General features: G+C 48.9%; 9 protein-coding genes. 4 read left to right on the forward strand and 5 right to left on the reverse strand.

The genetic code is table 11. The features are described from left to right. Nucleotides 1–300: 300 nt before the first annotated feature. A complete protein-coding gene (locus AC3Y23_RS15530) occupies nt 301–1,263 on the reverse strand; it encodes a serine hydrolase domain-containing protein (RefSeq protein ID WP_379200406.1) in 963 nt (320 codons plus the stop codon). 24 nt (nt 1,264–1,287) lie between these two features. On the opposite strand from AC3Y23_RS15530, the gene AC3Y23_RS15535 reads away from it, so the two are divergent. Together AC3Y23_RS15535 and AC3Y23_RS15540 are read left to right on the forward strand one after the other, a co-directional pair. Beyond that, entirely contained in the window at nt 1,288–1,800 is a 513-nt protein-coding gene (locus AC3Y23_RS15535; RefSeq protein WP_379200408.1) for a phospholipase D-like domain-containing protein, read from the forward strand. 389 nt (nt 1,801–2,189) lie between these two features. Beyond that, a complete protein-coding gene (locus tag AC3Y23_RS15540; protein WP_379200410.1) occupies nt 2,190–4,565 on the forward strand; it encodes a YcdB/YcdC domain-containing protein in 2,376 nt (791 codons plus the stop codon). Between the two features lie 86 nt (nt 4,566–4,651). On the opposite strand, the gene AC3Y23_RS15545 is transcribed toward AC3Y23_RS15540, so the two are convergent. Beyond that, nucleotides 4,652–5,479, reverse strand: a complete 828-nt coding sequence (locus AC3Y23_RS15545) for a TerC family protein (protein ID WP_379200412.1) — start codon at nt 5,477–5,479, stop codon at nt 4,652–4,654. A 428-nt stretch (nt 5,480–5,907) separates the two neighbouring features. Here AC3Y23_RS15545 and AC3Y23_RS15550 point away from each other — a divergent pair, with 428 nt between their 5' ends. Further along, complete coding sequence (locus AC3Y23_RS15550; RefSeq protein ID WP_379200414.1) at nt 5,908–7,026, forward strand: hypothetical protein; 1,119 nt, start codon at nt 5,908–5,910, stop codon at nt 7,024–7,026. A 74-nt stretch (nt 7,027–7,100) separates the two neighbouring features. On the opposite strand, the gene AC3Y23_RS15555 is transcribed toward AC3Y23_RS15550, so the two are convergent. From AC3Y23_RS15555 to AC3Y23_RS15565, 3 genes are all read right to left on the reverse strand, one after another. After that, nucleotides 7,101–7,991 (reverse strand): carbohydrate ABC transporter permease, encoded by an 891-nt coding sequence (locus AC3Y23_RS15555; RefSeq protein WP_379200416.1) that lies wholly within the window; start codon nt 7,989–7,991, stop codon nt 7,101–7,103. 62 nt (nt 7,992–8,053) lie between these two features. After that, the gene (locus AC3Y23_RS15560; RefSeq protein WP_379200418.1) at nt 8,054–8,938 is read right to left on the reverse strand and encodes a carbohydrate ABC transporter permease; all 885 of its coding nucleotides are present in this window, start codon (nt 8,936–8,938) and stop codon (nt 8,054–8,056) included. Between the two features lie 170 nt (nt 8,939–9,108). Next, on the reverse strand, nt 9,109–10,476 hold the full coding sequence (locus AC3Y23_RS15565) for an ABC transporter substrate-binding protein (RefSeq protein ID WP_379200420.1): 1,368 nt from the start codon (nt 10,474–10,476) through the stop codon (nt 9,109–9,111). 200 nt (nt 10,477–10,676) lie between these two features. Between AC3Y23_RS15565 and AC3Y23_RS15570 the strand changes: the two genes are divergently transcribed. After that, nucleotides 10,677–12,497, forward strand: coding sequence for a cache domain-containing sensor histidine kinase (locus AC3Y23_RS15570; RefSeq protein WP_379200423.1), 1,821 nt, complete (start codon nt 10,677–10,679; stop codon nt 12,495–12,497).

A 12,497-nucleotide genomic window follows, 5' to 3' on the forward strand; every position in this document is an offset into this window, starting at 1 on the left:
AGCGACCGTAAGTCCAACCATTCCACCGCAGGGCCGACCGAGCCTTACGTTTGGATCTTTAGTTTGTCTTATATACTAAATTATTGGTTACAAGAATATATAAGTTAACTTATATATGAAAATATGATAAATGCAAATATGATAAATGCAAATATGTTATAGCCGCTTTTAAGGGCGGTGGCTTCACAAATTAGGATCAATACAAATAGACCGTATCCTTTGGGAACGGTCTATTTGCGTGTATTGGACAGCAGAGCTGCAATAAGTTATTGGTCTTTGAGCCTCTGTTCTACCAGCACTTTAGAGCTGTTCACCGTTCAGAAGCGGTACCAGCAGCTGCCGGAAGACATCCACAGGTTTCCGTTTTCGGCCGTATTTATCGGTAGTAACAACCACAACCAGCTCTAAACTGGGGATGACCACAATATTTTGGCCGCCGTAGCCTAGTGCATAGTAATAGCTCGTCTCTTCGAGGTCTTCCTGTACATTAGGGAAACTTGAGACCCACCAATGCCAGCCGTAAAATCCCTTACGTGGCAATGTGGCTGCATACAATGGCTGTGTGGATAAATGTACGGTGGATGGGGAAATGATGTGCTGTTCTTCCCACTGACCCTCTTGCAAAAACAATTGGCCGAATTTGGCCATATCCTTCGGCTGCATATACAGCCCGAAACCGCCGGTATGATTGCCCTGCGGGTCGTTATCCCAGCGGTATTCCTCGATGCCGAGCGGTCCGAACAGATGCTGCTCGGCGAACTCCGCGACGGTCTGTCCTGCGGCCTGCCGCAGGATGGCGGACAGGAGCTGGGAGCCGCCGGAGTTATACTCCATGCGTGTCCCGGGATCATTTTCCAGTGGCAGGGATAGCACATACTGAATCCAGTCGTCCGTCTTCGTCATGGTCGGAAAGGAATTCCGTCCGCCAAATTCTGTCCAGGCAAAACCTGCTGTCATCGTTAGCAGATGGGCCAGGGTGATCTCATGCTTGCGGTGATCCCCATCCAACAGGAGAGCAGGGAAGAACCTTGTGATAGGGGTATCCTGGTGCGGCAGAATTCCCCGGTCTATGGCGATGCTGACCAAAGCAGAAAGAATGCTTTTGGTGCAGGAATTTATTCTACTAGGTTGTACAGCAACCTCTGGTTCTCGGTAATGCTCCAGCACAAGGGAACCCTTATGAAGTATCAGAGTACTACGGATTTCTAATTCCTCCAGCTTCTGAACCAGAGTTGTGAAGTTAAAGTCGTGTATGCGAATCATCTCCTAGATTGTTAGTGCGCGTGTATGATGAATACGGTTCTGGAAAGTCTACCAGATCAACCATACAAGTTCAAACCCCATAAGCTTATGTGCGTGGCTATCCGGCGATTGGTTGCGAATGCAGATAAAAGCATCGTGGTTGATCTGTGGTCAGAGGATATCCATTGGGTCGAAGAGGTGCTGCTGGAGGCGGAGAATCGGGGCGTGGAAGTCGTGCTGATCACGATTGGTGAAAGCCACACACCAGTCAAGAAGGTTATCGTTCACGAGCGGCAGGAGGCTTGGAAAGGGGTGGAGGCCCGGCGCTTCTCGATCCTCTGCGACAACCGTTCTGCCTTGATTGGCAGCTTCGGTAAATCACTACGGCTGAAGGCTCTGGAAAGTGATCATCCCGCGGTGATCGAATTGCTAAAGAACAGTTTTTACCATGATGTAGTGATGGAAAGAATCGGGCAGGACTTGGCCGAGGAACTGACAGCGAAATACGGCAATCACTATGAGGCTATCATCGGTCCGTATAAAGGTTTGCTTGAGTAAGTTTAACAAAAAATCAGGACAACATCTGCCATCTTAGTGGCCTATGTTGTCCTTTTTGTTGTCAGTAGTGAAGTATATAATACGAACAAAAGAAAGTAACAATAAGCGAGAAGGAGCGAAGGGGGAAGTTTGGAACTGTAGGAGCGAAGCGCTCGCCTTTGTCGCCAGATTTCAACCGCTAGGAGCGGTTTATAAAGAGGAAATCTGGCGACAACAGCGACCGGAAGTCCAAACATTCCGTCGTAGTGATGATCGAGTCTTATGTTCAGATCTTAAGTTCGTGTTATATATTGGAGAGTTTAAGAATTTCCTGTCGTAATTAAATATTGGGAAAATAATGAAGCTGATGGTATAATTAGAAGATCATGTGTAGAGGAGGATGAAAACTTTTGAAAAGCAACAACACTACTTTTATTCAGCAGAAAACTAGAACAGCGCTAGTAGCAACCGTCGCACTCTCTCTGTTATTGCCTGCGGGCCTCGCTGGAGCAGCTAGCTCCGGTTCTGTCGCTTCGTCAAGCGTCGTTGTCTCGTCAAGCGCAGCTAGCGATTCTGCTGCAAACACAGAGGTCGTGGCCGCTGACCCTTCCAAAGTGAAATTCTCGAAAGAAGCTGCCATCGCCAAACTAAAGGAATTATTCCCTATACTTAAGGATGCAACCATCAGTTCCACGGAGCTCGGGTCAACCAATAGGTATCCGCCTTCTCCGAATCAAATGGTCTGGACTATCCAGTGGAATTATCAAATCGGTAATTCAGGATTCGGATCCAGTAGTGAAGTGGACGCTCTGAACGGTGATTTGCTCAACACATCGATCTTTTTCTTAGATCGAAATGAAAATGAAAGCTACTACCCGCCTAAGGTAACAGAGGCTCAAGCGCTGGAAAAAGCACGGGCTTTTATTGCTAAAGCTGCAGGCAGCATCAAGAGCAGTGATTTGAAGCTGCAGGACAGCCCTGTCTATGATTATGGCAACGCATTGTTTGGACCGGTTCGCTACAATTTTTCGTTCAGTCTCTTGAAGAATGGACTTCCTTCCGCGGGCGATTATCTGAGTGTTACGGTCGATGGCAATGGTGAAGTGGTCTCTTTTAATAAATCTTCAGAGAATCTCGTCTATCCTTCTGCAGTGCCAAAAGTAACCCAAGCCCAGGCGGAAAAGACCATCCGGGACAGCTTTGATGTGGGATTATATTATAATCCGATTTATAAAAATGGGGTACCCGACAGCTGGATTCTGAGCTGGTCTCCGCTGGAACAGTCGCTCTATGCTGTTGATGCAGCAACCGGCAAGAAATTGACGGATGAAGGCGTCACGGCATCTTCCAGTCCGGTTACCTACACCGCTGTACCGCAGGCCAAGGAAGTCTTCAAGTCGCAGGGTAGTGCTGAACTTACTGCAGAGCAGGCGGCCAAGCTGGTAGAGAAGGTAGGTTATATTCCTGCCGGACGTAAACTGAGCAACAAATGGCTGAACGATAGTTACCCGAGTCCAGGTCGCAAGGTATGGAGACTCACCTGGGATGAAGGACAGCGAGGCTTTGGACCGGGATTTCCGTCCCAATCTTCTGCTGAGATCGATGCGGTTAGCGGAGAAATTATAAGCTTCCAGACGGAGCAATACAACTTTAGTGAAGATGGGAAACCAAAGACTCCTGCTGCACCAGCGGGTGCGAAGAAACTGACTGCTGCGGAAGCCGCGCAGAAGGCTACTGCCCTGATCAATGCATTGTACCCGCAAGCCAGCAGTGTATTGAAGCAGGTTGAATATGGTACTGAATGGAGTACACTTCCAGATGGTGCAGGCTACAGATATCAGTACATTCTCCAGCACAATGGAATTCCTGTTAGTGGAAGTACCATCGGCTTGAATCTGGATGTCTACGGAAGATTGGTAACCTACTACAGTAATCGTTTAAACACCGACAAGATTACCCAGGAGCCGGTATCCAAGATTACGAAGCAAGATGCATTGGAAAAGTACGCAAAGCAATACAAGGTGGAGCTTCAGTACAAACGGACCGGAGGCTATGGTATTAATAATACCTATGCAGAACCGAAGGTGACTTTGGTGTACGCATTGGTGCCAACTGAAGAGAAGAACTCGTCTCAAGCGTTGAACGCTGTCACCGGAGAGTGGACAACCATTTATTCGAACCTTGTGAAGAAGGGCGCTGAAGCCAGCGACATCAAAGGCCATGCGGCCGAACAGCAGCTTACCGAACTTCTGAAATACGGAGTATTCGAGGCGGATGCGAATGGCAAATTAAATCCTGATCAGGAGATTACTGCCGGGGATTTGATTACCTATCTGGCCAAAGCGACGCAGCCTTACTATGCCCAATATTATAATAATGGTAGTGAGCGCAAAGCGGTAGCTGGTATCAGTGTGGATAGTCCGTATTATGATGCTGTGAGTTTTGCTGTGCAAAGCGGCTGGATCAGCAAGGATACAGCATTCCAGGCGGAGAAGAAGCTGACTCGCGAGCAGTTGGCTGTTCTGCTAACCTCTTTTGTCAAATACAATAAAATCTCGGCTTACCTTGACAAGGATGCAACGGTAGAACAGTTCAGTGATGCATCCGCTATCGTCAACAAGGGCGCGGTTGCTATCACTGTGAAGCTAGGACTTCTAAAGGATGAAGGCGGCAAGTTCAATCCTGGGCAGAATGTAACCAAGGCGCAAGTTGCCACTATTATCATGAAGCTGGTAGAGCTGCAGGGTAAAACCGATCAAGCTATCGGCAGCGGTAACAGATATTAATCCCAAGTATAAGCTTGTACCAAAAGAACAGCCTGCTCTCCGCTATGAAGGCGGGGCAGGCTGTTTGTTTTGTTATAGGATTCGCATTATTTGCCCAACTGTCTATTCACTTCCTTGACCGGTTTGTCGTGAGCTCCCTCCTCCTCTTTCTGACTGCTCAAGAACCAACCGATTACAGCGATTAACACTAATACAACGTAGAAGGTCAATTTCCACCAAGTGCTGTGGGCGAAGTCTTCGGATAACACACCGAGCGAAGGATGCGCCAGAGTGATGATTGCCAGCTTAACGCCGACCCAGCCGACGATGAAGAAGGCAGCGATCTCAAGCCCAGGGCGGGAATGAAGCAGCTTGACGAAGAACGAGGCTGCAAAACGCATAATGACTAGTCCGATGAATCCGCCCGCAAAGATGACGAGGAATTGTCCACCGTCGAGACCGCCAATTTTGGGCAAGCCGCTTGCTGGGAGCGCCACGGCCAAAGCTACGGCTGCCAGGATGGAATCGACGGCAAAAGCGATATCAGCGATCTCGACCTTAAGCACGGTGAGCCAGAAGCTCGCTTTCTTCTTAGCTCCTGCAGTCTCACTACCGCTCTCAACGGTTTCTTCAGCAGCTGGCTTCTTGACCAATAGTTTTCGGAAAATATGGTTCCCCGCAATAAATAACAGATAAATTGCACCAATAGCTTGTACCTGCCATATATCTACCAGATAAGAGATGACAAATAGTGAACCGAAGCGGAATATAAATGCCCCAGCCAATCCGTAGAACAGTGCTTTTTTCCTCTCTGCATCCGGCAGGTGCTTGACCATAATGGCCAGTACTAGCGCATTGTCTGCCGCCAGCAGCCCCTCCAGTGCTACGAGGACAAGTAGTACCCATCCATACTCTAATAATAATCCCCAATCCATTGTTGTTTCCTCCTCTTTGACTGTAAGTATCCCGTAAAGAGATACTTGTTATACCATAAAATGGTAATATTAATATATAAAAAAGACCTTTACCAAACAGATCAGCCTTTGGTATAAAGGTCTAACCTGATTGGTAAAGGTCTCGCTAACAATGTAATATTGCCAATAAAGCCGGAGAACATCCTCACGTTCTCGTATTGACGACTTTATTTAACAGCTACTCCCCTTTACGGGATATATGAAATTTTGAAGTTTCAGTAATGATTCTAGGTAGATCATATATTAGTTGAATCCCTATGTCAATGGCTGTATGAATGATCCCGGGGGACGATAATTTTACTTTTGCATGTTGTGAGGTTAGGATGTGCATATGAGGTCTACATAATTAATAGGGCATCGAATTTACGTGAAAGAGAGCGTGATCCATCATGAAAAAGCCAAGGTTTACGTTCCTAACCGCTGCGCTGCTGCTCTTCTTGGCGGCTTGCAGCAGTTTGGCGCCTGCCCCCGAAGGGGTCAAGGATAACAACAGCAATGAGGAACATCCCCCTGTTCAGGCGGAAATTCCATTCCTAGTCTACCGGGCGGCGGATGGAGACAGCGGAACGGCAAAGCTGGGAACCTGGGACCTCTCCCGGTCAGAGATAGCTTACGGAGATGATCTCTATTCGTATAGCGGTTACCATGGTTCACCACTATATTGGAGCGGAACCACATTAGTTCTGGATCGGCAAAATGCTATGCCTGTAAGCGGATCAGATCATGGCTACACGCTTCAGCTGACCGATGTGAAGCAGATGCCTGAGGAGCAGGAGTATGTGTTCAACGGGTTTGAGGTGGCCGGTTCTGGAAACGAAGAGAACCCTGAGTACACAATACAGGACCAAGAAGGCAGTTATAAGCTTACTCAGGATGAGCTTCCGGCATTTACAGACAGACGCTTCTATCTGGCTAACGCAACTGCTACAAAGGATAATAGAGGCTTCAGACTTGTCTTTACGGCAGCGCCTAAAGTCTTTAAGCCGAACGAGGGCTGGATCGTTGTTGTTGATTACAGCAAGACTTCGTCCTCATTCTCGGTAACGGAATTTTCTGCGACAGGACTGCCTTTTGGCGATATGATTGTGAGTCCTGATAATTCAATCTTGGATGGCGACCGTCTGTATGTATGGAGAAGCAGGGACTTCGGATATTTTGATCTGAAGAAAGCGACCTTTGTTACGCAAAGTGCGATTTACAAGGACATTCAGGATTTCCTGCCGGACCGGAAGCCGAATCCGAATATGGACCCGCAGATCATTCCTGTCGGCCATGTGGGCAAATTGCTCCTACTCTATGATCCCACACTGTACTTTGACGAGAACACCAGTGGAGCGGTGGTGTACGCCTATAATGGCGAGACGCCTGCTGGTAAGCTGCTGATCAAGGGAGATCAGCTAACGATTTACGACAGCAATAACAAGCAGGTTGGCCAGCCGCAGGCTTTTGATTACACCCTCATGGGTGGCGAGCAGTTTTCTTTTCCGAAAGCGATAAATGAAGAATAAGCATAGGTAAATTAACAAAAGCATGGAGACTCTCCTTCCGCGAGAGTTGCCATGCTTTTCTTGTGTGCTGAAGTTTAGCCTTTGACCGCTCCGGCTGTAATTCCTTTGGTCATTTGCTCAGTGAAGATCAGGTAGATCAGAATTGTCGGGATGGCGATAATCGTCATGACCGCGAACTGTGCACCATAGTTAGATGAGTATTCACCCGCGAATTTCATGATGGAGAAGGGGATAGTCTTCAGATCCTCCGAAGTGAGGAAGGTATTCGCCATAATGAACTCATTCCAGGTGCTGATGAAATTGAGTACGCAGACCGTAGCCAGTGCAGGCTTGGTGATCGGAAAAATGATTTTGAAAATGACGCCATAAATGCTGGCCCCGTCGATGACTGCAGATTCTTCAATTGCACGCGGAATGGTCTCCAGGAACCCGGTCATGATCAGCACACTCATCGGAATGACGATAGCCGAGTACGGCAGAATCAGAGTGTACATATTGTTGAGCATGCCCAGCTTGTTGAACAGAATGAAGTTTGGCAGCAGGGTCGCATGAATTGGAATAATCATCCCCATCATGATCAGGGAGAGCACGATTCCGCTCAGCTTCCATTTCATACGGGTGAATGCGTAGCCCATCATCAGGGAGACCAGTGCGGACAAGATCACCGTAATGACTGTAATGATAAGGCTGTTGGCAAAATAGCGCGGGACCCGTCCATAGGTAAAGGCATTGACGTAATTCTGCCATTGCGGCGGAGAAGGCCATTTCAGGAATGAGCTTCCAAAGAATTCACCGCTCTTCAGCAAGGAGTAGTCTACCAGCCAGATCAGCGGGAAGAGCTGAAATAAGGCAATCAGGATCAGGAAGGCCATCATCAGGATTTTGCCGCCGGATACCTTGCGGCGTTCCGCTTTATGCGGCTTAGTGCTTGGCAGCGGGGCTGCCGGCGATAAGGAATTGGTCATATGGGTTCCTCCGGTAACAGTCTTTTCTTTGAGTTATGGAAATGCCGGCGGTACTTCCGGCCCTAAAATTCACCAATATCTTTTTTAAGTACTTTGTTCAGTGCAACCGTCAGCACGAGGCAGAAAATAATGAACAAGATTGAAATCGCATTCCCGTAACCGTACAGTGACGAGGAGAAGGCGGTTTTGTACAAGTAGTTGCCAAGGAACTGCGTGCTGTTCGCCGGACCGCCGTTTGTCATCAGGAATACGGTCTCCATCTGCTTGAGACAGGTCGTTACCGCGATGATGATGGCAACCCGCATCATAGGCGAGAGCAGCGGAATGATGATACGCGTGTAAAGTGTGAAGTTATTCGCGCCGTCAATCTTGGCGGCTTCGCTCAGATCACTTGGAATGCCTTGTAGGCCTGAGTAATAGAGCAGCAGCGCATACCCGAAGCCCTGCCACATCACGACGATGATAATACACCAGATGGCTGTCTTGGGATCACCGAGCCAGTCATGCTGCAGTGATTCCAGTCCGATGCCGCCTAGCAGTTTGTTGAGCAAACCGTAGTTGGGATGGAAAATACTGCTCCAAAGCTTGGCAGTTACGACGATGGAGATCACTGCGGGAATGAAGAAGATGGTCCGGAATACCTTCTCGTATTTGCCGGCATGTGTCAGGAAGATCGCCAGTAGAATGGCAAAGGGATGCTGGAGGAATACGGTCGCCGCTGTCAGCAGCAGTGCGTTGCCCAGCGAAGTCCAGAACACCTTGTCGTGAAACAGGATCTCACGGTAATTGTCCAAGCCGATAAAGTTGTATTTGCCGATTCCGCCCCAGTCTGTCGAGCCGTAGTAGGCGCTCATAATGATAGGAATGCAGATCATAAAGGCAAACAGGAACAGACCGGGCGCGATAAGCAGGGCAATTGCTTTTTTGTCGCTTAATACTCTGTGCATGGAATCTCCGTCCTTTTAAAAGGGTAATCTATCTATTTCCATCGTACCGGGAAGCTACCCGGCGGAACATGCCGTAAATTTAAGATCGTTGTATGTATTTTTTAAAAAAGAAAACCCCCGGCTTCTGGAATAAGCCGGGGGTCTTGAGAATGGGGGAAGCAATTTAAGATTTACTTGCTGGCCAATTTATCCGAAGCGGCATCCAGTGCTTTGGCGAAATCTTCGGCAGACATTTTGTCAGACAGCAGGCTTTGGTGCGCCTCCATAACCTTTTGTTTGAACTCGTCGTCACCGATATCCTGCAGCGGCGTGCCGCTGGAAGATGTCATGGTGCTGAAGACATCGATGAGTTCTTTTTGGAGATTGGTTTCCGAGCCAGTCAGGAATTGGTCAAACTGCTGTGCAGGTGTGCCCGCGCCAGCTTGCCAGAGCAATTTGGACCAGTTCTCTGGCGTGAAGAAATATTTCAGGAAGTCTACAGCAGCCTCAGGGTGCTTGGAGTTCTTGCTGACAGCATAACCGCCGCCGTACCATGCAGCGACATCAGTAGCTTTGCCTTTATCGGACGCAGGGAATGCGAATGCGCCGACATTGTTGCGGAATTCTTCCGAGAAGTTCTCGTCAGTAGCGAGACCGGATTCCCAGGCGCCCATGAAGAACATCGCAGCCTGACCTTGACCGAACAGGTTGCGCGCCGCGCCGTAGTCAGCTGTCAGCCAGCCGTCAGCGAAGGCTTTGGCATCTGCGAATGCCTTCATGTCCTTGGCGGCAGTAACGAGATCAGCGTCGGTGAAGGAGATTTTACGGGCAACCGCTTCATCCATTTTGTTGAAATCGCCGTTCACACGCTGAGCCGCGAATTCATACCAGATTGGCAGAGTCCAGGCATCCATACCGTTCATGGCAATCGGGTTAATCTTCTTGTCGCGAAGCTTTTTAACAACATCCATCAGCTCAGCGGTAGTCTTAGGTACTTCAATGCCATTGTCGGCGAAGATTTTTTTGTTATAGTACATGACCATATAGTCGGCTCCGCGTGGCAGACCGTACAGCTTGCCGTCTTTGCTGAAGCCGTCCATGGAACCGGCTACAAATTGATCGCCTTCAAAATCAGCTTTATTCAATTCAAGCAGCAGATTGTTGTCCAGCAAGGGGCTCAGGAATGATGGCTGGCCCCAGGCCTGAATGATGTCTGGCAGCTGGTTACTGGAAGCATAGACTTTGATTTTGGATTTGTAAGGCTCATCTTGAAGCGCTTCCACTTCTATTTTGACGTTGGGATGCTCTTTCATGTATGCATCGATAATATCCTGTTCCACTTTGCCGGAGCCGTTGGCGCGATCAGCGAGTGCGGTGAAGAATTTTAGTGTAACTTTCTCTTCGGGAGCATTTCCGCCTGAGTTAGTGGCAGTATCCGTGGACTTCGGTGCATCTGTAGGCGCATTCGCAGCTGGGGCATTATTGCCGCCGCCGCAGCCTGCCAGTCCGACTGACACCATCAGACTTGCCAGCACAAGCTTTATTCCTTTTCCGTTCATCATAAACCCACCTTTTTTTGGAGATGTCATATTTTCGTTGCATTCTCATCTTAAAAGGTTCTAGCTCGCTTAAACATGGTCCAAAATTAAGAAATATGTACTCATTTTTCAGTTCTTGTAAAAAGCGTGACCGACCATTTCGGTTTTAAGTTATAATTGTTTTACCAAGAAACTCCTATTTATAAAAGAAGGTGGTTCCTATGGTCCATAAATTCCGCCTTGTGAGCCGTTACCGCCATCTTCCGCTGCAGTTCAAGCTGCTCCTTTGGTTTGTGCCGTTGCTCCTCGTAACGATATTCGCGATGGGCTGGAATTCCTACAGAATTTCCTCACAGCAGGTTGTGGAGAAGATGAGGCAATCCCAGGACCATTTGACCAAGAAGACCGCCGAGCAGATCGACGAGATGGTGAAGGGCATGGTTTCCTTTTCCAACACGATGTTCCTCGATGAAGGCGTACAGCGACTTCTGAATGCGTCAACGGAGGCGCAGAATGACCGCAATTCTGTCTTCAAGACGGTTACGAACCTGATGATTGCGAGCAATTCCATTCAGTCGCTGATCTTGTATACGCTTCAGGACCAGAACCAGGCGGCGGAGCCCTTTGCGACGAATCAGGCTGGCTTGACGACCGCTATGAAGTTCTCTGATTTCGTCCATACCTCATACTATGCTGAGGCAGTTGCCGCAGCAGGCAGTCCGACCTTTGGTCTGACGAGACCTTCCGACGGGATTTTCGTCGGGGATCATTATCATAAGATTGTCCTCTCCCGAATCATCAAGAATGTATATACTCTGCAACCGGCGGGCCTGGCCGTAATTGGTGTGGATGCCGGAAGGATAGGCAGCCAATATCTCGATAACTCCAAGGATGATGTGGATATGTTCGTTATAGACCGGCAGGGCATGGTCATAACGGCTTCGAACCGTAGCTGGATCGGTAAGAAGGATATCGAGCTTCCGTATTTTATGGACAGCAATCCTGCGTTGACGGTGAAGCAAAGGCTGGATCAGGCCGTGGGTCATGATCAATGGATTGTGTCGCATCTGCAGTCCGAGATGACCGGCTGGTATGTTGTCGTTGTTCACTCCAAGCGGCAGCTTGTGAAGGAACTGGGGCAGATTTCCCAGGTGACGTTCACGATTGCTTGCCTGTGCCTGATCATGAGTCTGATGGTGACCTGGTTCGCGGCAGCGTCCATCACGAAGCCGCTCAAGAAGCTGTCTCGTTCGATGCGGCGATTGCAGACAGGAGATTTCTCGCAGCGCGTTTTTTTTGAAGGCAACGACGAGATTGGCCTGTTAGGTCATGGCTATAATCTCATGGTACAGCGCATCAAATCATTGATCAACGATGTCTATGCCTCCACGCTCAAGCAGCGCGAAGCAGAATTGAAAACGCTTCAGGCACAGATTCGCCCACATTTTCTCTACAACACGTTGAATACAATTTGTTGGGAGGCAGAGAAGAAGGGGGACAAGGAGATTGCGGACATGGTCTACTCCCTCTCGCAGGTATTCCGGCTTAGCCTGAATGACGGACGGGATACGTTTACGCTGGAGCAGGAGATGGAGCTTGTCACCAATTATTTGTTCCTGCAGAAGAATCGTTTTCGCGACCGCTTTCAATTCGAGATCTCCCTGGAGGATAGCCTGGAGGGTTACATCGTGCCCAAGCTGCTGCTACAGCCACTGGCCGAGAATGCTGTCATTCATGGTATCGAGCCGTTGTCCGGCAGTGGGCTGATAGCTGTTCGTGCGTACCGTGATGAGCGATTGGTTGTGCTGGAGGTGCAGGATAATGGCGTAGGCATTACGCCAGAAGCGTTGAAGGAATTGCGCCAGCGTCTTAAATTGCGCGAGTCGTTAGTAGAGCCTGAGAATGGCAGCCGCACAGGATTTGCGCTCGCCAATGTACAGGAACGACTGGAGCTGTTCTTTACAGGCTCCCGGCTGGAAATTGAGAGCATTGAAGGGATGGGAACTCGGATTATTATTCAAATCGCTGTGGAGGGGCCATGA

This window comes from Paenibacillus sp. MAHUQ-45 (assembly GCF_058133325.1).